This is a genomic window from Aeromonas sp. BIGb0405, from assembly GCF_024807335.1.
Lineage (GTDB): Bacteria > Pseudomonadota > Gammaproteobacteria > Enterobacterales > Aeromonadaceae > Aeromonas > Aeromonas rivuli.
In genome coordinates, this window is sequence record NZ_JANUEP010000002.1 from 382,599 (window position 1) to 408,350 (window position 25,752).

The 25,752-nt window shown below is 59.9% G+C and carries 20 protein-coding genes; 11 read left to right on the forward strand and 9 right to left on the reverse strand.

The features are described 5' to 3' along the window. Positions 1 to 135 precede the first annotated feature (135 nt). The gene (locus M2366_RS06595) at positions 136 to 1,512 is read left to right on the forward strand and encodes a sodium:alanine symporter family protein (protein ID WP_259269247.1); all 1,377 of its coding nucleotides are present in this window, start codon (positions 136 to 138) and stop codon (positions 1,510 to 1,512) included. Between the two features lie 80 nt (positions 1,513 to 1,592). Here M2366_RS06595 and M2366_RS06600 read toward each other — a convergent pair whose 3' ends face one another. Beyond that, positions 1,593 to 2,294, reverse strand: coding sequence for a lipoyl protein ligase domain-containing protein (locus M2366_RS06600; protein WP_259269248.1), 702 nt, complete (start codon positions 2,292 to 2,294; stop codon positions 1,593 to 1,595). Positions 2,295 to 2,394: 100 nt separating this feature from the next. Beyond that, complete coding sequence (locus M2366_RS06605; protein WP_259269249.1) at positions 2,395 to 3,786, reverse strand: nucleobase:cation symporter-2 family protein; 1,392 nt, start codon at positions 3,784 to 3,786, stop codon at positions 2,395 to 2,397. 248 nt (positions 3,787 to 4,034) lie between these two features. On the opposite strand from M2366_RS06605, the gene M2366_RS06610 reads away from it, so the two are divergent. After that, complete coding sequence (locus M2366_RS06610) at positions 4,035 to 5,153, forward strand: diguanylate cyclase (RefSeq protein WP_259269250.1); 1,119 nt, start codon at positions 4,035 to 4,037, stop codon at positions 5,151 to 5,153. Between the two features lie 63 nt (positions 5,154 to 5,216). On the opposite strand, the gene M2366_RS06615 is transcribed toward M2366_RS06610, so the two are convergent. Further along, a complete protein-coding gene (locus tag M2366_RS06615) occupies positions 5,217 to 5,465 on the reverse strand; it encodes a DUF2498 family protein (protein WP_042040666.1) in 249 nt (82 codons plus the stop codon). A gap of 124 nt (positions 5,466 to 5,589) precedes the next feature. Next, positions 5,590 to 6,969 (reverse strand): MATE family efflux transporter, encoded by a 1,380-nt coding sequence (locus tag M2366_RS06620; RefSeq protein WP_259269251.1) that lies wholly within the window; start codon positions 6,967 to 6,969, stop codon positions 5,590 to 5,592. Positions 6,970 to 7,148: 179 nt separating this feature from the next. Between M2366_RS06620 and M2366_RS06625 the strand changes: the two genes are divergently transcribed. Continuing rightward, complete coding sequence (locus tag M2366_RS06625; protein ID WP_042040993.1) at positions 7,149 to 7,967, forward strand: AraC family transcriptional regulator; 819 nt, start codon at positions 7,149 to 7,151, stop codon at positions 7,965 to 7,967. A gap of 64 nt (positions 7,968 to 8,031) precedes the next feature. Continuing rightward, positions 8,032 to 9,726, forward strand: coding sequence for an NAD-dependent malic enzyme (locus tag M2366_RS06630; RefSeq protein WP_042040664.1), 1,695 nt, complete (start codon positions 8,032 to 8,034; stop codon positions 9,724 to 9,726). Between the two features lie 71 nt (positions 9,727 to 9,797). Here the strand turns inward: M2366_RS06630 and M2366_RS06635 are convergent, their stop codons facing one another. From M2366_RS06635 to M2366_RS06650, 4 genes are all read right to left on the reverse strand, one after another. Then, a complete protein-coding gene (locus M2366_RS06635; RefSeq protein ID WP_259235598.1) occupies positions 9,798 to 10,880 on the reverse strand; it encodes an OmpA family protein in 1,083 nt (360 codons plus the stop codon). 274 nt (positions 10,881 to 11,154) lie between these two features. Beyond that, a complete protein-coding gene (locus M2366_RS06640) occupies positions 11,155 to 12,183 on the reverse strand; it encodes an OmpA family protein (RefSeq protein ID WP_259269252.1) in 1,029 nt (342 codons plus the stop codon). Positions 12,184 to 12,580: 397 nt separating this feature from the next. After that, on the reverse strand, positions 12,581 to 13,609 hold the full coding sequence (ompA, locus tag M2366_RS06645) for a porin OmpA (protein WP_042040659.1): 1,029 nt from the start codon (positions 13,607 to 13,609) through the stop codon (positions 12,581 to 12,583). 293 nt (positions 13,610 to 13,902) lie between these two features. Beyond that, positions 13,903 to 14,499, reverse strand: coding sequence for a hypothetical protein (locus M2366_RS06650; RefSeq protein WP_259269253.1), 597 nt, complete (start codon positions 14,497 to 14,499; stop codon positions 13,903 to 13,905). Positions 14,500 to 14,756: 257 nt separating this feature from the next. Here M2366_RS06650 and M2366_RS06655 point away from each other — a divergent pair, with 257 nt between their 5' ends. Next, positions 14,757 to 15,023 (forward strand): DNA-binding transcriptional regulator, encoded by a 267-nt coding sequence (locus M2366_RS06655; protein WP_042040657.1) that lies wholly within the window; start codon positions 14,757 to 14,759, stop codon positions 15,021 to 15,023. 174 nt (positions 15,024 to 15,197) lie between these two features. Continuing rightward, on the forward strand, positions 15,198 to 16,559 hold the full coding sequence (locus tag M2366_RS06660) for a sodium-dependent transporter (RefSeq protein ID WP_259269254.1): 1,362 nt from the start codon (positions 15,198 to 15,200) through the stop codon (positions 16,557 to 16,559). A gap of 63 nt (positions 16,560 to 16,622) precedes the next feature. Here the strand turns inward: M2366_RS06660 and rssA are convergent, their stop codons facing one another. Then, complete coding sequence (gene rssA, locus M2366_RS06665; protein WP_042040655.1) at positions 16,623 to 17,525, reverse strand: patatin-like phospholipase RssA; 903 nt, start codon at positions 17,523 to 17,525, stop codon at positions 16,623 to 16,625. A 190-nt stretch (positions 17,526 to 17,715) separates the two neighbouring features. On the opposite strand from rssA, the gene M2366_RS06670 reads away from it, so the two are divergent. From M2366_RS06670 to M2366_RS06690, 5 genes are all read left to right on the forward strand, one after another. Continuing rightward, positions 17,716 to 18,765: an efflux RND transporter periplasmic adaptor subunit gene (locus M2366_RS06670; protein WP_259269255.1), complete on the forward strand. Its 1,050-nt coding sequence runs from the start codon at positions 17,716 to 17,718 to the stop codon at positions 18,763 to 18,765. Next, the gene (locus M2366_RS06675; RefSeq protein WP_259269256.1) at positions 18,765 to 21,860 is read left to right on the forward strand and encodes an efflux RND transporter permease subunit; all 3,096 of its coding nucleotides are present in this window, start codon (positions 18,765 to 18,767) and stop codon (positions 21,858 to 21,860) included. The genes M2366_RS06670 and M2366_RS06675 overlap by 1 nt, the downstream gene beginning before the upstream one ends. 86 nt (positions 21,861 to 21,946) lie before the next feature. Then, positions 21,947 to 22,324 (forward strand): hypothetical protein, encoded by a 378-nt coding sequence (locus M2366_RS06680; RefSeq protein WP_042040651.1) that lies wholly within the window; start codon positions 21,947 to 21,949, stop codon positions 22,322 to 22,324. 111 nt (positions 22,325 to 22,435) lie between these two features. Beyond that, complete coding sequence (locus M2366_RS06685; RefSeq protein WP_259269257.1) at positions 22,436 to 24,802, forward strand: YgiQ family radical SAM protein; 2,367 nt, start codon at positions 22,436 to 22,438, stop codon at positions 24,800 to 24,802. A gap of 171 nt (positions 24,803 to 24,973) precedes the next feature. Beyond that, positions 24,974 to 25,654 (forward strand): hypothetical protein, encoded by a 681-nt coding sequence (locus M2366_RS06690; RefSeq protein ID WP_259269258.1) that lies wholly within the window; start codon positions 24,974 to 24,976, stop codon positions 25,652 to 25,654. The last annotated feature ends 98 nt before the right edge of the window (positions 25,655 to 25,752 follow it).

The window sequence follows — 25,752 nt, forward strand, 5'->3', positions numbered from 1 at the left end:
CATGAGCCTTGATCACGGCCTCGCAGTAAGAGTGTGAACTCGTTCTTGGCCCGCATCCGATCACCTCTGGCGATCGCGACACCTATGGGAAGATCATCCTTCTCCTCCTTAATTGTTGTTTTTTAAGGAGGATGCATGTCATCAATTCAATCGGCCCTGACGGCCATCGATAATCTTGTCTGGGGACCTCCCCTGCTGATCCTGCTGGTCGGGACCGGTGTTTACCTCACTCTTCGCCTGGGTCTGCTGCAGCTGGTGCGGTTGCCCTTCGCCCTCAAATTGGTGTTTGGTCGCGATCAGGGCCAGGGCAAGCAGGGGGATGTCTCCAGTTTCGGGGCGCTGTGCACCGCGCTCTCGGCCACCATAGGCACGGGCAACATCGTCGGCGTCGCGACCGCCATCAAGCTAGGGGGCCCGGGTGCCCTGTTCTGGATGTGGATGGCGGCCCTGTTTGGCATGGCGACCAAGTACGCCGAGTGTCTGCTGGCGGTCAAATATCGACAGCTGGACAGCAACGGCCAGATGGCGGGCGGCCCCATGTACTATCTGGAGAAGGGGCTCGGCAGTCGCTGGCTGGCCAAACTGTTCGCCCTGTTTGGCATAGGCGTCGCCTTCTTTGGCATCGGCACCTTCCCTCAGGTCAATGCCATCTCCGACGCCATGAGCCTCTCCTTCTCGGTGCCCCGTGAAGCGACCGCCGTGGTGCTGACGCTGCTGGTCGCCCTGGTGACCCTGGGGGGGATCAAGTCCATCTCCAGCGTGGCCAGCAAGGTGGTGCCCTTCATGGCGCTCTTCTATATTGCCGCCTGTCTCGGGGTGCTGGTGAACAGTGCTGGCGCCTTGCCCGATGCGATCGCGCTGGTGGTCGGGAGCGCCTTCAGCGGCCATGCCGCGACCGGTGGCTTCGTCGGTGCCAGCATCATGCTGGCTATCCAGTCCGGGGTGGCGCGGGGGGTCTTCTCCAACGAATCGGGTTTAGGCTCAGCCCCCATCGCGGCGGCGGCGGCCAAGACGGATTCCTGCGTGGAGCAGGGACTGGTCTCCATGACCGGCACCTTCATCGACACCCTCATCATCTGCACCATGACGGGCCTGACGTTGGTGGTCACCGGGGTCTGGAGCGGCGATCTCAGCGGCGCAGCCATGACCAGCGCCGCCTTCGCCCAGGGGCTGGATGCGCACCTGGGCCAATATCTGGTGAGCATAGGCCTGCTCTTCTTCGCCTTCACCACCATCCTCGGCTGGAACTACTACGGTGAGCGCTGCACTCACTACCTGTTCGGGACTCGAGCTATCAAGCCCTACCGCTTCATCTATCTGGGGCTGGTGGCGGGCGGCGCCTTCCTCCATCTCGACATGATTTGGCTGTTGGCCGACATCGTCAATGGCCTGATGGCGGTACCCAACCTCATCGGTCTCATCGGCCTGCGCCATGTGGTGATCGCCGAGACCCGCGCTTATTTCAAGCGGGACCGCGATAGCGAAGCCGAGCCAGAGCCGCAGACCGCCTGATACCCGCGGCGCTGAAAACAGAAAAGCCACGACCCGGGTCGTGGCTTTTTCGTATCAGGCAGGCTTTGGGCGCCGGCACATCAGTTGCCGGTCAGCCGCGCCTGCAAACGCCGTCGCACCTGCGCCACCAGTTGCTCCTCGCTACCTCGCCAACCGATGCAGTGCGCCAGGGTGGTGGAGGTATCGGGCAGAAAACGCAGCTCCCCTCCCGCCAGTTCATAGAAGCGGCTCGCCATCCGGGTGCCCTCATTCACATCGCCAGCCACCAATAGCATGGCCTGAGCCAGCACGGCGCCGCCATGATCCTGACCCGGTGCCAGCCAGCGCTGGGCAGTGCCTGTTACCTTGCGACCCTCGATCACCAGATTGTACTGGCCGTCGCAAAACGAACCGGGCACGAAGTCGTAGCTCCCCTCCAGGCCATGCTCCCCCAGCAGGGCCAGCAGCGGTGCCCCCAGCAGCCGGTAGTAGTGGGCCAGATCCGCAGCGGTGCGGGGTAGCAGCAAGGAGAGATTGAGGATGCCGGAACCGTGGGGCACGGCGGTGCCGCCGCTGTCGCGCACATGGACGGGCCAGCCTTCCCTCGCAAGTTGCTCGCAGGCGGCTTGATAGCGGGGCAGACGGGTATCTTTGCGGGTGACGATGAGGCACTGGGGGGCCTGCCATAAATGGGCGCGGGGTTGGCCGTCACGGGCACAGTCCCGCAGCCAGCGCTGCTCCTCGGCCAAGGTCTGATCCGGGGTGTGGCTGGTGGGCAGAGGGGGAAGCAGGGTATAGGGCATCAAGGGCATCCTGAGCAGAGGCTGCCCTGCACAGTACCCGCGACGGAGGAGGAGGTAAAGCCCCGCACGGCGGGGCTTTACCTGTTTGTTGGCGAGAGAGTCAGGCCTGCGCGGCGGCTCGCTTGGGCAGCAACAGGTTCAGGATGATGGCGGTGAGGCCGCCGGTGGCGACGCCGTAGGAGAGCACGCTCTTGGCGAGCTCGGGCAGGTGTTGCAGCACCTCGGGCACCTGGGCGACCCCCAAGCCCATGGCCAGGGAGACAGCCAGTATCATCAGGGCGCGTCTGTCCAGCTCCTCGCGGGAGATGATGCGCACCCCGGCCGCGGCTATGGTGCCGAACATGACGATGGTGGCGCCGCCAAGCACGGGCTCCGGGATCTGCTGTACCAGGCTGGCCACCGCCGGGAACAGCCCGAGTAGAGCCAGCATGGCGGCGATGAAGAGACCCACATGACGGCTGGCTACCCCGGTCAACTGGATGACGCCATTGTTCTGGCTGAAGGTGGACATGGGGAAGGTGGAGAAGAGCGCCGCCAGCATGGAGTTGCAACCATCGGCCAGCACACCGCCCTTGATGCGGCTCATGTAGAGCGGGCCGCTGACCGGCTCGCCCGAGACATCCGAGGTGGCCGTCATGTCGCCGATGGCTTCGAGCGCCGTCACCACGAAGATGATGGCGAGCGGCACGAACAGTTGCCAGTCAAAGCCGAGCCCATAACGCAGTGGCGCCGGGATCATCAGCAGAGGTCCCTCGAAGACGGGGGGCTGCACCTTGTCCATCAGCAGGGCGACCCCATAGCCGACCAGCATGGCAATCATGATGGCGGAGAGGCGCAGCCAGGGATTGTGGCTGCGTTGCAGCAGCACAATCAATCCCAGCACCAGCAGGGAGAGGAAGAGGTTGCCGTGGCTGGCAAAACTGCCATCGGCCAGGGCGCCATAGCCACCACCCATGCTGATGAGGCCGACCTTGATCAGGGTCAGGCCGATGAGCAGCACCACTATGCCGGTCACCAGCGGGGTGATGACCCGGCTCACCAGATGCAGGCAGCGGCTGAGCACCACCATGGTCAGCGCGGCGACCAGCATGGTGCCAAACAGGGTGCCGAGCAGGTCGTCCGTGGGCATGGCGGCCTGCTTGAGGGCCAGCCCCGAGGCGATGATGGGGCCGAGGAAATTGAAGCTGGTGCCCTGCACCGACAGAAGACCAGAGCCGATGGGGCCAAAGCGACGAGTCTGGATGAAGGAGGCGATGCCGGACATGACCAGTGACATCGACACTATGTAGCGGGTCTCATCGGCGGGCAGGCCAAGGGCGTTGGCGATGATGAGGGGCGGGGTAATGATGGCGACAAACATGGCGAGCATATGCTGCAGGGCGGCGAACAGGGTCTGGGGCAGGGGAGGAACCTCGTTGATGCCGTAGACCAGATCCGGGTGGGGGCGCCGCTGTGGCTGGTCGGGAGCGCTCTTGAGAGCAGCCTGTTCCATAGATACCTCGAAATTTGATGGGAGAAGGGGGAGGAAATTTGGCGGCTATTGTAGTGATTGAAAAAGCGAGATCCAGCGGCAATTGGTCATAAACGGGTTTATTTGTCGCGAGGTTGAAACGTTTGCGTGTGACCATTATGATCCGCCGGTTTGCATCTGGGGTGTGAGCGGTAAAACCCGTCGACGTCATGGGTTTTTGCCATATGTAGGCGTAGAATGAGCCCTCTTTCACGACCTGGAGACGCTGGATGTTGAAGCTGTCGGAGTTCTGGAGTGCCCGCGCGCATTCGGAAGATTTCACCCTGACCCGCATGGGATTTATGACGGTCAGGCTGCGACTGCTTACCTGCCTGTTGATGATCGGCATTCCCGCCTGGGGGCTGGTCGACTGGTTGACCCTGAGTCAGGAGCAGTTCAGCCAGCTGCTCAAGGCGCGTGCTTTCTGCCTGTTGGCACTCTCGCCCCTGATCCCGCTCTCCTATCTCATTCACTTTCGCCGGGAGCGCATGAAGCTGGCGCTCGGCTACCTGATGACGGTGATGATGGTCTTCTCGCTGTTCTGTCTGGCCAGCTTCGACGCCGGGCAAGAGCTGCAGGCGGGCTACTGGGCCTTCCCCTATCTGTTGATCAGCCTGTTCGCCATCTTTCCGGTCCCTCTCTCGCTCAGTCTGCAGCTGGCGGCCTGCATCATGGTCGCCATGCTGGGGGGCAACTGGTTGCTGCTTGGCCAACCCCTGTGGAGCGCCGCCACCCTGGATCAGCTCTGGCTGCTTACCCTGTTCGCCCTGGCGAGTGCCTGGGTGCAGTGTGGCCAGCTCAACATGCTGCTGCAGCTCTATCGCGAATCCACCAGGGATGAGCTGACCGGCATGATGAACCGGCGGCTGTTGATGAAGCAGTTGGCGCAATCCCGAGCCCGCTTCCTTTACCAGCAAAAACCCTTTGCCCTGCTGCTGCTCGATCTCGATCGCTTCAAGCGCATCAATGACCACTACGGCCATCTGGCGGGGGATGCCGTGCTCAAGGAGGTGGCGGCCTGCCTGGCCGAGCAGCTCGAGACGGGCATGGTGCTGGGGCGTTATGGGGGGGAAGAGTTTGCCGTCCTGCTGCCCGATTGCGGCAGTGGGGAGCAGGCATCGGGGGTTGCCGAGCGGCTGCGCCTGGCGGTCGAGGCGCGCCTCATCAAGAGCCCGACCAGCGATGAGCTGCTCGAGGTGACCGTCAGCATCGGAGTGGCTCTGATGCAGTCCGCCGAATCGGCAGAGAGTCTGCTCAATCGGGCCGACGAGCGGCTCTATCAGGCCAAGGTGGCGGGCCGCAACTGTGTGGTGGGGGAGCGGGGCTCGCCAGATCGCAGCGTCGCTTGAGCGCGGCTGGCTGCCTCTTTGCCATCAGCAAAACGGGATGCCCCTGGCATCCCGTTGTTCGTCTCAACCCAGCTGGTATTTGCCCGATAGCTGGTGAGCCAAGTATTTGAACATGTTGAACACCGCCATCGTCTTGGGGGTCGGGGTGCCGTCGTCGCTCAGGAAATACTCCCCCTTGAACACCAGCACATCCCCTCGCTGCGTCACGGCGTCGGCGTGCATGCCGTGGATAAACTCGTCATGGTTGCGGATAAGCTCGTTGGCCAGGGTGAGCAGGGCCTCCTGACTCAGGGTCTCTTTTTGTGTGTGCATCGTTTCTCTCCTAACCCGGGGGTGGCATCAAGGCCCCCCACAAACAAGATGAGCACAGCATACACCCCGGGCCTTGCTCGAACTTTGATTTGCTGCAAACAGAGGTGCACTTACCGGCGCTGACTCAAGCCGCCACCAGGTTGCGCAGCCAGCGGCGACGCTGTACCCGGCGATGGACCATCAGCACCTTGCTCAACTCCTCGAGCAGCACCACGGCCACCACCCAGGAGAGAGGCCAGCCGAGCCAGCTGACCGCCAGCCAGGCCAGTGGCAGCCCGATGCACCACATGCCGACGATGTCGATGACGATGCTGTACTTCACGTCGCCCCCGGATCGCAACACCCCGACAATGCCCACCATGTTGAACACCTTGAGCAGCATGCCGAGGCAGAGAATGCCCAGCACCTGGCCGGCCTGGGGCAGCAGCTCGGCGGGCAAGTTGCCAATCCAGAGCAGCAGGGGGGCTTGCATGAACCAGACGAAGAGACCGACCAGCAAGGCCCCCAGTGGCGCCAATACCAGCAGCAGCTGGGATTGCTGCCAGGCGACCTCATACTCCTCGGCACCGAGCCGGTGGCCGAGTAGGGTGGCACAGGCCACCGCCAGTCCGAAGAAGAGGGAGATGAGGATCCCCTCCAGCGCACCCAGGGTGGTCATGATGGCCAGGGAATCGACACCGAGGTGGGCATAGAGGAAGCCATAGAGCAGCATGCCGAAGGCCCAGAGGCCATCGTGCAGCAGCAGTGGCAGGGCGATCAGCACGAAGCGGCGCACCTCTTTGCCCGAGAGGGCCAGCAACCAGTCGGGGCGGCGTGGCAGCAGGCGAGCCTCCTTGTGCATCACATAGCCGATGAGCAGGGCCGTTTGCAGCAGGCGCGACAGCGTGGTTCCCCAGGCCGAGCCTTCAACCCCCATGGCGTCGAAGCCGAAGTGGCCGAAGATGAGGGCGTAGTTGAGCAGCACGTTGGCAAGGATGGCGATGATGCCGATATGGGTGGCGGCAGCGGCATTGCCCACCGAGCGCAGCGCCGCCTCCAGCGGCACCACCAGTGCGGTGCAGAGAATGGTGGCGCCGGTGATCATCAGGTATTGATCCGCCAGGGGGCGCAGCACGGGATCCTGACTGGCAAAGCCAAGCACGCTGCCCGGGGCAAAGGTATAGAGCAGGGCGAAGGGCAGGCTCACCAGCAGGGCGCTGAGCAGAGCCAGGGCCAAGGCACGGCGCACTCCGCTCAGGTCGTTGCGGCCATAGTATTGCGCCGCCAGCACAGAAACGCCGCCAGAAAGACCGGCGACCACCAGCAGATTGAAGAAGAAGACCCGGTTTCCCAAGCCGACGGCGGCAACCTCAGTCGCCCCCAGCTGGCTCACCATCATGATGTCGATGAGACCCAGCAGGGAGAACATCATGGATTGCAGGGAGACTGGCAGGGCCAGTCGCCACAGTTTGCCCATGAACTCCTTGTCGGTGGTTTGTTTGAAAATCGCTTGCCAATAGTTCATTGCTGTTAACCGGGTCATGGAAACTTGAGGTTGATAGCCGATATCATAAGCGCGGGGCCAGATGTGCCCGCTGTGAATGGCTATCGTCTTTCTTGTTCAAAACTATCTATTACCGATTAACAGGAGGCCGGGTGTTCGAGAGGGAGTGTCTGGAGATAGCGCAGAGTTGCGAGGAGCGGATGCTGGGGCGGGAGGGACTGCCCTTGCTCGGCGAGGCGGGGGTCTTTCTGACCGGTCTGTCGGTGCTGCGCGACCATTACCTTATCCAGCGCAACAGGCCCGCTTTTCATATCTTGCTGCTCAGCCACAGCGAGGGTGGCATGTTGCTGACCGGGCAGGGGGAGACGCCCATCCCGGCCGGGGCCTTGGTCTTTCTACCGGCCGCTCTGCCAGGTGGTCTGCGGCTGGCGGGGGAAAACTGGCACACCAGCTGGATCCTGCTCGATGACGTGCCGCGCTGGCAGCATCTGCACCGGCTTGGCCATCGTTGCTGGGTCAGTCGCGAGGAGGAGTCGCTGCATCATCTATTGCAGCTGATGCACACAGAGGGCAGCCGTTCTGCCCTGCAGCCCCAACTGCTCTCTTTGCTGCTGACGCTGTTGGCCCGGGTGCTGCGCGGCGAGGCGAGGGGCACGCCCCTTGACCGGTTGCAAGGTTTGCAGCGTCTGGTGGAGGGGCGGCTCGATGAACCCTGGACAGTCCCCCGACTGGCCAGTCTGATGGCCTGCTCGGCGCCGCACTTGCACCGGCTCTGCCAGCAGGCGTTTGGTATGGGCCCCATGACCTGGCTGACGGGGCTGCGCATGGAGAAAGCGCGCCAGTTGCTGCTCTATACCGATTGGCCGCTCGGCGAGCTGGCCGGTCGGGTCGGCTACAGCGATGGCGCCAACTTTGCGAACCGTTTTCGCCGTGCGACTGGTCAGACCCCAGGTGAGTTTCGCCGGCTCGGTCGCAGACCCGTGGCGACCGGGGTTGCCCAGACGCACACCGATGGCTAAATCCTTTGAAATTGTTGGCCTAAGCCCATAGGATCCAGAGGCCACATCGTCAAGGTACCCAACCATGTTTGAAGATAATAATCAGAAACGTCCTCTCTACATTCCCTACGCCGGCCCCGCTCTATTAGAGACGCCACTGCTTAACAAGGGCAGCGCCTTCACCAGTGAAGAGCGCAGCAACTTCAACCTGGAAGGTCTGCTGCCCCAGAACATCGAAACCATCGAGGAGCAGGTGGAACGTGCCTATCGCCAGTTCATGGCCTTTGGCAACGACATGGACAAGCATATCTACCTGCGCAATATCCAGGATACCAACGAGACCTTGTTCTACCGTCTCATTCGGGATCACCTGACCGAGATCATGCCGATCATCTATACCCCGACCGTGGGCAAGGCATGTGAAGAGTTCTCCAACATCTATCGCCGCGCCCGTGGCCTCTTCATCTCCTACTCCGACAAGGACAGGATCGATGACATGCTGCAAAACGCCACCAAGCAGAACGTCAAGGTCATCGTCGTGACCGATGGCGAGCGCATCCTGGGTCTGGGGGATCAGGGCATAGGCGGCATGGGGATCCCCATCGGCAAGCTCTCTCTCTATACCGCCTGTGGCGGCATCTCCCCGGCCTATACCCTGCCGGTGGTGCTGGATGTGGGTACCAACAACCAGCAACTGCTCAACGATCCCTTCTACATGGGCTGGCGTCATCCGCGCATCTCGGGGGAGGAGTATTACGACTTCGTCGACGCCTTCATTCAGGCGGTCAAACGCCGCTGGCCCGACATCCTGCTCCAGTTCGAAGACTTTGCCCAGAGCAATGCCATGCCGCTGCTCAACCGTTACAAGGATGAGCTGTGCTGCTTCAACGATGATATCCAAGGCACGGCCGCCGTGACCCTGGGCAGCCTGATCGCCGCCTGCAAGGCCTCGGGGGCCAAGCTCTCCGAGAAGCGGGTCGCCTTCCTCGGTGCCGGCAGTGCCGGGTGCGGCATCGCCGAGCAGATAGTGGCGCAGATGAAGGCCGAAGGCCTGAGCGATGCGCAGGCCCGTGGCCGGGTATTCATGGTGGACAGATTCGGCCTCATCACCGACAAGATCCCCAACCAGCTCGACTTCCAGCGTCGCCTCTCCCAGCCGGTAGAGCAGATCAAAGAGTGGCCGGTGGGAGACAACATCTCCTTGCTGGAGGTGATGGAGCACGGTCGCCCGGATATCCTGATCGGGGTCTCTGGCCAGCCCGGCCTCTTCACCGAAGAGGTGGTCAAGACCATGCACAAACACTGTGCTCGCCCCATCATCTTCCCGCTCTCCAACCCCACCTCCAGGGTGGAAGCGACCCCGGCGGATCTCATTCGCTGGACCGACGGCCAGGCGCTGGTAGCCACTGGCAGCCCCTTTGCACCGGTCGAGTACAAGGGCAAGCGTTATGTCATCGCCCAGTGCAACAACTCCTTCATCTTCCCGGGGATAGGCCTTGGGGTGATTGCGTCGGGAGCCAAGCGGGTGACGGATGCCATGCTGATGTCGGCCAGCCGTGCCCTGGCGGAGTGCTCTCCCATGGTAAAAGGCGAGGATGGCTCACTGTTGCCGGATCTGGCAGATATCCACGAGGTGTCCCGTTACATCGCCAAGATGGTCGCCAAGACCGCCATGCTGCAAGGCAAGGCGGTACAGACCCCGGACGAGGTGATCGACAAGGCCATCGAGGCTAACTTCTGGCGCCCTCTGTATCGACGTTATCGCCGTACCTCCTTCTAACGAAAGAGGCTGAAATAAAGAAGGGATGCCGCGGCATCCCTTTTTTATTTGCACAACGGAGGTGAGGGTTGTCAGGCCTTGGCGGGCTCGCTATCCATGGGCTCAGTGGCGGGCTGAGCGTCCACGGGCTGGGGCGTTTGCTCGGTCTGAGTGCCAGTGACCTTGACCTCTACCCGGCGATCCGGTGCCAGGCAGTTGATCAGTTCAGACTTGGGACTGATGCCATCACACTGGCTGCCGGTCACCGGATTGCTCTCACCCAGACCCTGGATGGAGACCTTGTCCGCGGGTAGACCCAGCCCTATCAGGGTATCGGCCACCGTCTGGGCACGGGCTTCGGACAGGGATTGGTTGTAGCCATCGGAACCGAGCCTATCTGTGTAGCCCATGACGGTTACCTGACCATCCTTGGGATTGACCGCCACTATCTGCTGGTAAAGATCTTCCAGTGCACTGCTGCCTTCGGCCCTGAGGGCTGACTTGTTGAACTCGAACAAGACATCGGAGCTCAGGGAGAAGCTCTTGTCGACCATGACGGGGGCGACGGCGGCGACCATGGGAGCGGCTACCGGCGCCACATAGGCATGGCGATTCGGATGAAATACCAGCTCCAGGGTCGCGACGCTCACGTCGGTGACCCAGCGATCCGTGCCGCTGCCCAGCTTGCCATTGTCGGGGTCATCACCGACCCGGAACATATAGCGGTAGCGGGCCTGAAGGTCGAGCCAGTCGGTCAACTGAGCCCCCATGCCCAGTCCCAGCAGAGGGGCATAGTCATTGTCCGAGCCATTGATGGTATCAACCTGATAGATATAGGCCCCCCCCTCGGCAAAGAGAGAGAAGATATCCCCAAGGGGCAGGCGACCTATGGCTGACAGGGTCGCGCCCTGGCTGCTGAACTGTTCATCATCGACGCTCCAGTCACCCGTGTTGAGGTAACCCAGCTCGGCGCCAAAGTTTTCGGTAAAGTTGTAGCCGGCAAACAGGCTCCAGGCGGTGTCATTCTTGTCGACGTCATCGCCAAGATCGTCCAGATCATGACCAATGGCGACACCGCCACCGCCACCGAGATACCAGTCATTGGCCTGAGCTGGAAGGCTTGCAGCTGATGCGAATGCCACGGCAATCAGTGCAGATAACAGGCTTGGTTTCATCGCTTATCCTCTTTTTTGTTGTGCAAGAGTTGTTACGCACCATCTAGTTATAGCCATCGTCCATGATTTTGCTTGGCTGAACACAGACTTAGAGTGTCTGGGCTGTGAGCGGGATCCCAAGAAAGCGGCGGTGGCAAACCCTAAAGTGCGGTTGGGTCATACACGGCATGAGTGGTTTCAATTGAATGCTAAATATAAACGAAAAGAGGAGGCCATGGCCTCCTCTTTTCATCAACGGTATTTAGCCTGCTAGCAGGGCTTCACACTGTCATCATTACTGTTGCTGCTGCACTTCTTGTACGCCGGTCACACGCACTTCGACGCGGCGATCCGGTGCCAGGCAGGCGATCAGCTGAGCCTTGGCGTGGATGCCGTCGCACTGATTGCCAGTCACTGGGTTGGCTTCGCCTTGCCCTTCGATGGCAACCTTGCCAGCGGGGAGACCCTTGCCAACCAGGAAGTCGGCCACGGTGCGGGCACGGGCTTCTGACAGTTTCTGGTTAGAGGCGTCGGAACCGATACGGTCGGTGTAACCGACGACCACGGCGCTGCCATCTTTCGGCTGAACGTCGACGATCTGCTGATACAGACCGTTCAGGGCATCGATCCCTTCCGGCTTGAGGCTGGATTTGCCAAAGGCAAACAGCACGTCAGAGCTCATGGCGAAGTTCTTCTCGACGATGACCGGCTCGGGATCGGCCACCACTGGCGCGGCGACCGGGGCCACATAGGAGGTGCGATTCGGGTGCAGAACCAGTTCCAGCGTGGCCACACTCATGTCGGTCTCCCAGATCATGTTGTTGCCAGTCTTGTTCTCGTCACCCACGTCCCACATGTAGCGGTAGCGAGCTTGCACGTCGATCAGATCAGACAGCTTGGCCGTCAGGCCAACACCCGCCAGCGGGGCTATGCCGTTGTCGCCGTCGTTGTTGCCTTTAGCGTGGAACACGTAGGCACCACCTTCAGCGAATACGGAGAAGATGTCGCCCAAAGGCAGGCGGCCGATCCCGGACAGGGTTGCGCCCTGAGTGGAGAAATCCACGCCATTGATGCCCGCTTTACCGGCGTAGAGGTAGCCAGCTTCGGCACCGAAGTTTTCGGTGAAGTTATAACCACCGAACAGACTCAGTGCGGTGGCGTCCTTGTCCACATCGGCATTCTTGCCAAAGTCTTCCAGGTCGTGGGTATAGGCCCAGCCGGCGGCGATACCGGTGTACCAGTCGTTATCAGCAGCCTGGGCTGCGGTGCTGCCTGCGGCCGCAAGGGCCAGGGCAATCAGGGTCGGTGCCACTTTCATTTTCATCGTTATATCCTCGTTGAGTTTGCCGCGTCATGGGCGAGCACTCTTAGTCATATGCAACGCATCCGGGAACCCGGATGGCATATCTCCGTGCTGTAGCACGGGCAGTATGAATGAATATGAAGGACTCTTGGCTACTCACGGCCGTAACGGCTTCCGTGGACAACTAACCGGTAGAGGCGCTTTTAATAATTCATCCAATACCTTACAAGCGTGATAACTGTATTCTTTTGGCTCACGTTGATCAAGTTACTGAACGAATATGCAGCATTTTGAGAGGGCCAGGCTGGCTGAGGAGATAAATGCGGGGGAGGGGTCGGACAGGGGTTGTCGTCAGGGTGTCAGATAAACGAAAGGGGATGCGATGCATCCCCTTCTTGCAGTCAGAATCTCGGAGAGATTACTGCTGAACTTCTTGCACGCCAGCAACGCGGACTTCAACACGACGGTCCGGGGCCAGGCAAGTGATCAGGTCAGCTTTAGCTTTGATACCGTCACACTGGTTGCCAGTGACCGGGTTGGCTTCGCCTTGACCTTCGATGGACACTTTACCAGCGGCCATGCCTTTACCGACCAGGAAGTCAGCTACGGTACGAGCACGAGCTTCGGACAGCTTCTGGTTGAAAGCGTCGGAACCGATGCGGTCGGAGTAACCAACAACTACGGCGCTACCGTCTTTCGGCTGAGCGTCGATGATTTGCTGGTACAGACCGTTCAGTGCATCAACACCTTCAGGCTTCAGAGTGGATTTGCCGAAGGCAAACAGCACGTCGGAGCTCATGGTGAAGTTCTTCTCAACGACGACCGGAGCAGGCGCTTCTTCAACGACAGGAGCGGCAACCGGCTCAACGTAGGAAGTACGGAACGGGTGGTAAACCACTTCCATAGTCGCAACGCTCTGGTTGGACTTGTAGTTGTCATCAGAGGTGTTGTAGGCAGCAGTGGACAGGTCAGAGACATTCCACATGTAGCGATAACGAGCCTGCAGATCCAGGGCGTCGTTCAGCTTGTAGGTCAGACCCAGGCCAGCCAGCGGGGAAACGCGAGTATCGCCAGTTTCCAGACCGTCGGTGTGAGCCCAGTAGGCGCCGCCTTCAGCGAAGATGGACAGGTCCTTGGCAACCGGCAGACGAGCGATACCAGACAGGGTGGCACCCTGGTTCTCGTAACGGGAGCCTTCGGTGTTACCACGGCCAGCGTACTGGTAGCCCAGTTCGGTACCGAAGTTCTCGGTGAAGTTGTAACCAACGAAAGCGTTAGCAGCGGCTGCATCTTCGGTGCCATCGTCAACACCGTTGACGTTGTTCAGACCGTTGAAGTGAGCAGCACCAACACCGGCACCGAAGTAGATATCGTCAGCGGCGTTAGCAGCAGTAGCACCCAGAGTAGCCATGGCGATGGCAATCAGGGAAGGGGCCATTTTCATCATAAATATATCCTCGTTGAGATGGCACGTTGATCACGTGCTTCGCACTTTTTGATTTATGTAAGCTGCAGGCTCTGCCAACGATGGCAAGGAGTCTGACAGGGATCCCGTGTTAACCGGGATCTCTCTCATCCATGAAGAGGGGGTCTGTGTTTGCACACTTTTCACCCACCAAAAAAGGGTGTCAATCCGATGACGATGCGCACTGTATTCCCATTTCAAACCATGATCAAGTTCACAAAAGAGACCTGAGCCAATTTATGTCGCTGCCGCAAGCTGGGGTTCAGCATTGTAGTTCAGTGGTCTAAGTAGGTCCTATGCAACCGCTTTTCAAGCTTCATATAGACCTCAACCCAGTCTGGTCGCGGGGTGGCGATGTCCTGGCGTGCCGCCAGCACGGCGAGCAAATCTTGTTCGGTAGCCGAATCGAGCAGGGGAGTGAAACTGAGTAAAAAATGTTTGGCCAGATAGGGATCGAGAGGCCAGATATTGAGGATGGCGCGCGCGACAGGTTGCACGGCGGCGGGGCAGATGAAGTGGCGATGACCGGCTTCGAGCCAGAGGCCCATCTCCCGCAGACCCGATTCGGGGACCAGCTGACCTTGCCCGGGCTCCTGGGCCAGTTGAATATGCTGTCCATTATAGAGGGTGAGAGCGCCATCATCTTGCAAGGCGCCGTCATGGCCACGCAGTGCCAACCCGGCTTGCTCCTGGGCCAGATAGAGGCTGATGCGCTCAGGCAGGGCCGGGTGTATCTCGGTGGCCAGCGCCATCATGGCTTCAGGTAACAAGAAGGCTTCCGCTCGATAATGCTGGCCTTGTTGCAGTTGCAGGGCGAGATCCTGCGGGACGGGGCTCGGATGCAGACGGGATATTATTCCAGGAAACGCCATTTTTGTTACTCGTTATAGATGGTCAATCGATTATACGGAGGATTCAACGGGCCTCCATAAAGGTTTCTCTTCGAGACTGTTTACCTTGGGCGATTGAGCGATTACCATCCCCGAGGTTTTTTAAGGGTTGTCGCCAAAAGGCGTTTATAAGATAGAGGCTCGACCATAACGAGTCCGTTCAAAACTGATACACTTGACTACGAGTCGTCGCGAAAAATAAGGCGGAGTCAATCCGCCATACGGAGTATGGAACCATTATGAATTCAAACATTGACACTGTTGGCAAGAAGATCCGCCAGATCCGCGAAGCCGTCGGCCTGAGCCGTCCCAAGTTTGCCGATCTGCTGGGTGTTCCCCCCACCACCCTGAAAAACTACGAACTCGGCTACCGTGAAGTCGGTGGCGCCTTCCTGGTTGCCCTGGCCCATCACCCGGAACTGCACAAGTTCACTCTCTGGCTGCTCGCCGACAAGAAAGTCGCCGAGATTGGTCAGATAGGTCCGGACGATCTCGCCAAAGGCTGAGCCTGAGATTGCGCCCATGAAAATGCCGCCCAAGGGCGGCATTTTTTTATCTTTTTTCCCCGCCAGCACGCTGCAACTTCTCTCTCCTTGTCGCCCCATTCGCGCAGTTTGTCGCAGGATCGCCATCCCCTGATTTCCCCCTAAAATTCCAGTAACACAACATCAGGGTGAGAGATGAGCATGACAAGCACTCAGGTTCGAGATGGCTTTACCAGCAAGTTTGGCGTGCTGGCCGCGACGCTGGGTTCGGCGGTCGGCCTTGGCAATATCTGGAAATTTCCCTACCTGACGGGGGAAAATGGTGGGGCCAGTTTCCTGCTGGTCTACCTGATTGCCACCTTGCTGGTCGGTTTGCCGGTGATGATCACCGAGATGATGCTGGGCCGCAGAGGAAAAGCCGATGCGGTCAGCACCCTGATCAAGCTGGCACCCAAGGGACAGGCCTGGTGGCTGGTTGCCCTGATGGGGGTGGGGGCCGCCTTCCTTATCATGTCTTTTTACTCCGAGGTCGCGGCCTGGGTGTTTGCCTATATCTTCAAGGGGATTGGCGGCACCATCCTCTCTACGGATCCTGCCGTGACGGGGGCCGCCTTCAATGCACTCATCAAGGATCCGCTGCAGAGCCTGCTCTGGCAGTGGCTGGTATTGGCGCTGATGGGGGGCATATTGCTGATGGGGGTCTCAAGGGGCATAGAGGCGGTGACCAAGAAGTTGATGCCGCTGCTATTCATCCTGCTGCTGGTGATAGGGGCTCGCAGCCTGACGCTGCCCGGGGCGAGGGAGGGATTGATTTTCTTGTTTTCACCGGACTTTTCCAAATTAAGTGCCGGGGTGGTGCTCACCGCCATGGGCTTGGCGTTTTTCAAGCTATCCATTGGCATGGGCTGCATGATGACTTACGGTAGCTATTTTCGGGACGATCAGCACATACCGGCGACAGCATGTCGAGTGATGTGCGCCGATCTCTTCGTCTCCATGCTGGCGGGGATAGCCATCTTCCCGGCGGTATTTGCCTTTGGATTTGAGCCAAGTGCAGGCCCCGCTCTGCTGTTCATTACCATCCCTGCGGTGTTTGCCAGCATCCCCTTTGGTCAGGTATTCATGGTGCTTTTCTTCGTACTCAGTGCCATCGCGGCCACCGGGGCCATGCTCTCCATCCTGGAGGTGCCGGTCTCCGTGTTGTCGGAGCGATTTGGCCTGAGCCGCCCCAGAGCCACCCTCATCAATCTGCTGCTCCTGGCCTTGATTGGGTCGAGCTGTGCGCTCTCCAACAGCACCCTGGCCGGGGTGACGGTGGCGGGCAAGAGCTTCTTCGATCTGTTCGACTTTATCTCCTCCAATGTGTTGATGCCGCTCGGTGGCATTCTGCTCTGCCTGTTCGTGGGCTGGGTATGGGGATTCGAGCGGATGAAGGAGGCGCTGACCAATGGCGGGACCCTGCACTTAAGGATCCTCAAACCCCTGTTTTTCGTGGTGCGTTATGTATCGCCCCTCTTGATCCTGATCGTCATGCTCAAAGGATTGGGGCTCTTCTAGGCCGGGAGGCCGCCGTAAAAAGAGCGCCTCGGGGCGCTCTTTTTATTTAGCGGGGATGCGGGCTTAGAGCGAGGGCTCGGGGGCGGTAGCGAGCAGGCCGAGCCGGGTCAGCTCCTCTTTGAGCTGATGGGCGTTACGCTCGACGCAGGCCTCGCCTTCCTCAATGGCTTCCCCTGCCCGGTGAAAATCCATGATGGAGAGATTGCCAAGGCGGGGGCAGAGCTGGATCTCCGGCGGATCCCCCGCCATGCGCGCCCGGGTGATCCGCTCCTGCATGATATTGAGGGTGCTGCTCATCACATTCCACATGCCGGGCGGCGTCGGGTTGCCGTTGCCACCCCGGTTGAACCACTGACCGAACAGTCCGCTCTGGGGCTCGACCACCTCATCCGGCTCATGACTCCAGGGCTGGTGCAGATCGGTGTTGAGGTTGACGGCGATCACCACCTCGGCCCCCATGGCGCGGGCCAGCGAGATGGGAACTGGATTGACCACGGCGCCATCGACCAGCCACTGCTCATTGAGCAAGGTGGGCGTCAACAGGCCTGGCATGCCACAGGAGGCGCGTACACACTGGCGCAAGGGCCCTTCTTTGAGCCAGATCTCGCGGCCGGTATCGAGTTCGGTGGCGATGCAGGAAAATGGCATGGGCAGGTCTTCTATGTTGGGCTCCCCCAGGTGGCCACCGGCGATGCCAAACACCTTCTCGCCGCGAAACAGACCGCCGGAGAGGGCGGGATCCAGCATGCTGACCACCTGCAACCGGGTAAAGCCACGCACCCACTCCTCCAGGTTGTCGAGGGCACCTGCCGCGTAGGCGGCACCGACGAAGCTGCCAATGGAACAACCGGCCACCAGATCGGGTTTGACCCCAAGCCGCTCCAGGCCCCGTATTATACCTATGTGCGACCAGCCTTTGGCGGCGCCGCTGCCAAGGGCGAGTCCCAGTCTGGGTCTTCGTGCCACTGTGTTACTCCTTGATGATGGTGAATTGCCGCATGAGGGACCGGGCAAGAGGTGCATTCGGGAGGCGGGGCGGTTAATGCTTGTGCTGCGCCTGTTACCTTTTGTCACACTTATACATAGTCACGGCAAGAACTGGGGCTAGAATGGCCCTCTATTGTGAAATTCATACCCTTGTTTGCTGGATCCATCAATGAAAATGCGTAGCTGGCTGTTTCTCACGGTGCTCACCCTGCTGGTTATCGGGGCCTGGTATTACCGCTCTGGCGCGCCTGTTGCCAAGGGCGCGCCTCACCCTGTCAATATTCGAACCCAGACCGTCAGTCAGACCCTGACCGAACCCATGCTCAAGCTGGTCGGCAAGCTGGTCGCCAACCGCGCCGTGGTGGTGAGCCCGGAAGTGACGGGGCGTATCGTCCGCATCGCGGTCCATTCTGGCCAGCAGGTGAAGGCCGGGGATCTGCTGATCCAGCTCGATATCGGCAAACAGCAGGCCGAACTGGCCGAGCAGGGGGCGAGTGTTCGCGACGAGGAGCGCAAGCTGCGCGACATGAAGCGTCTGGTGGCCCGTGGCGCCGTGACCAGCTCCGAACTCGAGGGCCAGGAGGCCACCGTCGCCATGGCCCAGGCCAGGTTGGCGGCGGCTCGCTATGAGCTGAGCCTGCGTGAGCTGCGCGCGCCCTTCAATGGCACCGTCAGCCTGATCGATCTCAGCGAAGGGGCCCTGGTCAGCAATGGCGACAGCCTGCTGCATCTGGACGAGCTTGCCAAGCTGCGTCTGGATTTGGCCGTGCCCGAGCGTTATCTCTCCTTGCTGCGCCCCGGCATGACGGTCACCGCGACCAGCTCCGCCTGGCCGGATCAAGGGTTCCGCGGCACCCTGGAGACGGTCGATAGCCGGGTTTCCGACAGTAGCCAGAACATCAAGGCCAGGGTCATTTTCCCCAACGACTCCGGTCAGCTGCGCCCCGGCATGCTGCTCAGTGTCTCCCTGGCGTTGCCCGCCCAGCAGATGACGCTGATCCCGGCCCAGTCGGTGGAGTACCTCGGTGAGCAGCGCTTCGTCTATCGCCTCGAAGCCGATGGCCGGGTCAAGCGCCTGCCGGTGATCCTGGGTGAAACCCAAGGGGAGCAAGTCTGGGTGACTGAGGGGCTCAAGGCGGGGGATCGCATCGTGGTGGAGGGGCTGGTCAACCTGCGGGATGGCTTGCTGGTCAAGGACTTGGCGAAGGTGAACGGCTGATGTGGCTCTCCGATATATCAGTACGCCGCCCCTTGGTGGCGGTGGTGATCAGTGCCCTGCTCACCGTATTTGGCCTGGTCGCGTTCAGCAAATTGACGGTGCGCGAGATGCCCGATGTGCAGACGCCGTCGGTCTCCATCACCACGACCTATGAGGGGGCGGCCCCCGAGGTGATGGAGACTCAGGTCACCAAGCCTATCGAGGACCAGCTCTCGGGGATCAGCGGCATAGAGAACATCAACTCCTCGACCCGCAAGGGGCGCTCCAGCATCACGGTGGAGTTCAAGCTCGGCTGGAACATGGTCGAGGGGGTATCGGATGTGCGCGATGCCATCTCCCGCGCGCGCACCAAGCTGCCCGATGATGTGGATGAACCCCTGATCACCAAGGACAGCGGCAATGGCGATGTCGCCATCTGGCTCAACTTCAGCAGCAGCCAGATGGACAGAACCGCCATGACGGATTATGCCAACCGGGTGTTGGTGGATCCCCTGAGCCTGGTGGACGGAGTGAGCGAGGTGATGCTGTCGGGAGATCTGGAGCGGGTCATGTATGTGCGACTGCGCCCGGTTGACATGGCAGCGCGCGGCATCAGCGTCACTGACGTTGAGGACGCCCTGACCCGGGAGAACATAGAGCTGCCCGGCGGCGAGATCCGCAACAACAGCATGACGGTGGCGGTGCAGATAGAGCGGCTCTACAACACGGCCGCCGATTTTCGTCGTTTGCAGATCACCACGGCCGCCAATGGTCAGCCGGTCTATCTTGCCGATATTGCCGACGTGGACGTGGGGGCCAAGAACGAAGACAGCGCCTACCAGCGCAATGGCAAGGAGAGCCTGGGGATAGGCATCATCCCCCAGTCCACGGCCAATCCGCTGGCGGTGGCCGAGGGTATCTCCCAGAAGATGACGGCCATGCAGCGCTTCTTGCCGGAAGGGGCCAGCCTGGAGGTCGATTATGACTCCACCATCTTCATCAAGCAGTCCATCGACGAGGTCTACCACACCCTCGCCATCAGCGCCGTGCTGGTGGTGGCCGTACTCTATCTCTTCCTGGGGCAGGGGCGCACGACGCTGATCCCGGCCATCACTGTGCCTGTGTCGCTCGTCTCCGCCTTTATCGGCGCCTGGTATCTCGGTTTCTCCATCAATCTCATCACGTTGTTGGCGCTCATCCTTGCCATCGGCCTGGTGGTGGATGACGCCATCGTGGTGGTGGAGAACATTCACCACCATCTGCAACGGGGCGAGCCGCCGCTATTGGCGGCCTGGCACGGTACCCGCGAGGTGGGCTTTGCCGTGGTAGCCACCACCGCCGTGCTGGTGATGGTGTTTGTGCCCATCGCCTTCATGGATGGCATGGTGGGCAGGCTCTTTACCGAATTTGCCATCTTGCTCTCCCTGGCGGTGATCTGCTCCTCCCTGGTCGCCCTGACCCTGACCCCCGCCATGGGCTCCTGGCTGATGCGGGCCAAGGAGACCTCCAACCCGCTGACCGCGGCCCTGGATCGCGGTTTGGGCAAGGTTGAAGAGCACTATCGCCGCCTGCTCGGCTGGCTGTTGCCCCGCTCGGGCTGGGCGCTGCTGATGTTGCTGCTCTGTCTGGTCGGCAGTGTCGGTCTCATCAAGCTGCTGCCCGCCAACCTGACCCCGACCGAAGACAGAGGGGTGGTCTATGTGTTCGTCAAGGGGGCAGAGGGCACCAGCATCGAGCGGATGAAACGCAATATGCAACAGGTCGAAGCCGCCATCATGCCCCTGCTCGGCCAGGGGGTGGTGCAGGCCATGAGTTTCAGCACCCCGGCCTTCGGGCGGGGAGGCGATCAGACCGGCATGACCATCATTCAGCTCACCGATTGGGCCAAGCGGGACCAGAATGCCACCGCCTTCACCAAGGAGCTGGCGACCCTGCTCTCCGATATCCCGGATGTGACCATCAGACCCTTCCAGCCCGGTTTCAGGCGCGGCTCGACCGCCCCGGTGCAGTTCGTGTTGCAGGGGGGGGATTTTGGCGAGCTCAACCAGGTGGGCAATCAGCTCAAGGCGCTGGCTCAGCAGAGCGGCTTGATGACCAATCCGGATCTCGATTATGCCGAGAAGACCCCCGAGCTGCGGGTGACCATAGACCGCGACAGGGCCAGCGAGCTGGGGATCCCGGTGTCGACGGTGGCCAACAGTCTGCAAACCTTGCTCGGCGGCAGTACCAAGACCACCTATGTGGACAGGGGCGAGGAGTATGACGTCTATCTGCGCGCCGATCAGACCAAGCTTAATGGCGCCTCGGATCTCAGCCGCATCTATCTCAAGGCGGCCACCGGCGAGATGGTGAGCCTCTCGACCCTGGCCAGTTTCAAGCAGGTGGCCAGTCCAAACCGGCTCAACCACTATCAGCGCCAGAAGGCGGTGACCCTGACTGCGGACCTGGCGCCGGGCCACACCCTGGGCGAGGCCCTGGATATGCTCGATGGCTGGGCCAACGACAATCTGCCGGCGGGCATGACAGTAGATTACGCCGGAGACTCGAAAGATTATCGCGATAACCAGGGAGAGATGGCACTGGTGTTCGGTCTGGCGCTGCTGGTGGTCTATCTGGTGCTGGTGGCCCAGTTCGAGAGCCTGATCACCCCGGCCGTGGTGATGATGACGGTGCCGCTCGGCATCTTCGGCGGCCTGCTCGGCCTCTGGCTGACGGGGCAGGAGATGAACATCTACAGCCAGATCGGCCTGATCATGCTGATCGGCATGGTGACCAAGAACGGCATCCTGATCGTGGAGTTCATCAACCAGCTGCGCCAGCGTGGTGAAGCCTTCGAGGCGGCCATCATTGCCGGGGCTGTGCGTCGGTTGCGGCCTATTCTGATGACCTCGCTCACCGCCGTGATGGGGGCCGTGCCGCTGATGCTCTCCATGGGGGCCGGCTATGAGAGCCGGATGACGGTGGGGACTGTGGTCTTCTTCGGACTCTCCTTGGCGACCCTGGTGACTCTGCTGCTGATCCCCGCCTGTTATCACCTGCTCGCCAAGCGGGCCGGCATGACGGGTCAGCGCAGTCTGCAAGTGGACGAGGCCATCGGCACCGCGCCCCGAGTATGACGAGGCCCACCATATGGTGCTAGCCGGGAACCCTATGACGCAACACCGCTAGCCGTTGACTATATTGAGTTCATGGTCTACCGGAGATGCCCATCTTGATCTTGTCACGTCGTGAAGCAGCGCCTCTGCTCTGCCTGTGTTGCGGACTCCTGCTAGTAGGGGTGAGCGAACCGGGGAGGCTGCTGCTTGCCGGCCTGTCCGTCTATCTCATTGGCGGTCTGGTCTGGTATCAACTCAGCCAGCCACGCAGCCATGGCAGGCGCAAGCAAGCGTGGCCGCTCTGGCTCTACGAGAGCCGCCCCTTCGTCATGATCCTGCTGGGGTTGCTGATGCTGCGCGAGGCGACCCACCCCCTGTTCCTGCTGCCTGCGCTGTTCTGGTTGCTGCTCGGCGGTTATCAGCTCTGGCTGCGCCATCAGCACAGATTCTGGCGCCGCCGCGCCCCTGCCTTGCGTCCCCTCTAAGGCCATCCTCCGTGATGGCCTTATCCCTTGCCTTAACAGGGATAAAAAGCCATCGCCCCCGCTGGGCTCTGCCGGTATAATGCGCGACCCGAATTGTTCCAGGTGTTCAAAATGCAGCCGGTTACCAACTTGTTTTCCTATCCCCGTTACTGGGCAGAGTGCTACGGCACCGCCCCCTTCCTACCCATGTCCCGGGCGGAGATGGATAAACTCGGCTGGGACAGTTGCGACATCATCCTGGTCACGGGGGATGCCTATGTGGATCACCCCAGCTTCGGCATGGCGGTCATCGGCCGCATGCTCGAATCCCAGGGCTTTCGGGTTGGCATCATCGCCCAGCCGGACTGGTCATCGAAGGAAGATTTCATGCGCCTGGGCAAGCCGAATATCTTCTTCGGGGTGACGGCGGGCAACATGGACTCGATGATCAACCGCTACACCTCCGACAAGAAGCTGCGTCACGATGATGCTTACACCCCGGGGGATGTGGGTGGCAAGCGGCCGGATCGGGCAACTCTGGTCTATACCCAGCGCTGCAAGGAGGCCTTCAAGGAGGTCCCCGTGGTCATCGGCGGCATCGAGGCGTCCTTACGCCGTATAGCCCACTACGACTACTGGTCCGAGACCATACGTCGCTCCATTTTGCTCGATGCCAAGGCCGACATCCTCATCTACGGCAACGCCGAGCGGCCGCTGATCGAAGTGGCCCATCGCCTGGCGGCGGGAGAGACCATCGCCACCATGCAGGACATTCGCGGCACCGCCGTGATCCGCAAGGAGCCGCTGCCCGAGTGGCGCGGCGTGGATTCCAGCAAGTTGGACCGCATCGGTCGCATCGATCCCATCATGAATCCCTATATGGAAGGGGCGCCCTGCAGCGATGACGAGGGTACGGCTCCCATGGAGCAGGAGGCCAAGCCGGTATTGGTGCAGCCTCCCAAGCAGAAGCCCTGGGAGAAGACCTATGTCAAGCTGCCGGCCTTTGAGCGGGTGAAGGAAGACAAGGTGCTCTACGCCCACGCGTCGCGCATCCTGCACCACGAGACCAACCCCGGCTGTGCCCGGGCGCTCGCCCAATCCCACGGCGATCGCATCATCTGGGTCAACCCGCCCGCCTTCCCCCTCGAAACCGACGAGATGGATGGGGTGTTCGGCCTGCCTTATCAGCGGGTGCCGCACCCGGCCTATGGCAAAGAGAAGATCCCGGCCTACGAGATGATCAAGACCTCGGTCAACATCATGCGCGGCTGCTTCGGAGGCTGCTCCTTCTGCTCCATCACCGAGCACGAGGGGCGCATCATCCAGAGCCGTTCGGAAGAGTCGATCTTGAAAGAAATTGAAGAGATCCGCGACAAGGTGCCGGGCTTCACCGGCGTCATCTCGGATCTTGGCGGCCCCACCGCCAACATGTACAAGTTGCGTTGCAAGAGCCCTAAGGCCGAGCAGACCTGCCGGCGCGCCTCCTGCGTCTGGCCGACCATCTGCCCGCACATGGACACCGACCATACCCCGACCATCGATCTCTACCGCAAGGCGCGCGACATCAAGGGGATCAAGAAGATACTGATCGCCTCCGGGGTGCGTTACGACATCGCCGTGGAAGATCCGCGCTACATCCGCGAGCTGGCCAAACACCACGTCGGTGGCTACCTGAAGATTGCCCCCGAACACACCGAGGAGGGGCCGCTCTCCAAGATGATGAAGCCGGGCATGGGCAGCTACTACCAGTTCAAGGAGCTGTTCGACAAGTACTCGAAAGAGGCGGGCAAGGAGCAGTACCTGATCCCCTACTTCATCTCGGCCCACCCGGGCACCACGGATGAAGACATGGTGAACATGGCGCTCTGGATCAAGGAGAACCGCTTCAAGCTCGATCAGGTGCAGAACTTCTACCCGTCGCCGCTCGCCAACGCGACCACCATGTATTACACCGAGAAAAACCCCCTCGGCAAGATCAGCCGCCAGAGTGAGGACGTGTTCGTGGTCAAGGGCGAGCGTCGTCGTCGCCTGCACAAGGCGCTGCTGCGCTATCACGATCCGGCCGGCTGGCCCATGATCCGCGAAGCCCTGCTGGAGATGGGCAAGGGCCACCTGATCGGCAACGGCCCGAGCTGCCTGGTGCCGCCGGAAGGTCGCGGCGAGGTCAAGGCCGAGCGCAGCATCAACAAGGGCCTCAAGCCAGCCCTGACCCGCCACAGCAATATCGTCCATCAGCGGGGCAATGGGGCGGGCAACAAGGCTGCGGCTAAAGGCGCTGCTGCGGGCAATGCGCCTGCGGTTGCCAAAAACGGCAAGGCGGGCAACGGCAAGCCAACTCCCCAAGGCGCAGGTCAGGGCAAACCAGCAGGGCAGGGCAACGCCGCCCACAAGGGGAAGACCCCGACCCGCGCAGGATCAGCCAAACCGGGTGCCAAACCCGCCACTCAGAGCGGCAAGCCCGCGGCCAAAGGTAATGCAGCCAAGCGACCGGCTCGCTGATATTTGCTGATTGGGAAAGCGATAGAAATAAAAAGGCGACCAGATGGTCGCCTTTTTATTTCTATGAGGCATGACTCATTAAAATGTTGCATGTTACGATTAATAGCATTAAATAGTTAATTTATTTTTTTGATAAATACACATATTATGCTACTTAACAATAGGGTTGATATGATAAAGAATATTTTTGAGAGAGAGGGATTATTAATTGCAATACTTACTTTCATGCTATATGCAGCAGTATATTTTTATGAGAGAGGAGTTGCTATAGCACTAAATATACCTTTAGACGCTATTTCTATTAACGTGGCGATAATAAGTGATGACTTTATAGGTTTTTATCTTTTTTTGTTACCGGTAATGCTGATATCAGCATGTCTATTGTTATGGGGAAAGGGAAGTAAATTCAAACAATCAATATCTTTTTTAGGTGTAATTATTACATACATATTTTCATTATATTATATGGGTGAAAGAAATAGCTGGATGGTTATTTTGATAAATGCAGGAGTTATTTTACATTTTTTAAATCAGTGGATGCCATTGGATACGCAAATAGGTCAAGAAAATAAGATAGAAAACAAGATAAGGGAATGTGGTCTCAAGATAATTAATATAGGTGCTTTTTTATTTCTTTTTGCATTCACATTTGTCATTCTTGGTCATGGCTCAATTAATAAGGATGAATATAAAACATTTATAAAAAGTGGGAAAGAGTACGCTGTTGTTAGAATTTATGGTGAGAATGTGTTCGCTTGTTTAGTGAGTCAAGGTAAAATAAGAAAAGAAGAACTTACTTATTTTAGAGTGGAGAGCATATCGGGGGTAGTATTAAAAAATAAAAGGTTATAGATGGTGTTATTCGTGGAAAAATCAGGCCCCCCATATTTTGCCAAACCGCCCTAATCAGGGTAATGCCTGCGGCCAAAGGGAATAGTGCCAAGCGATCG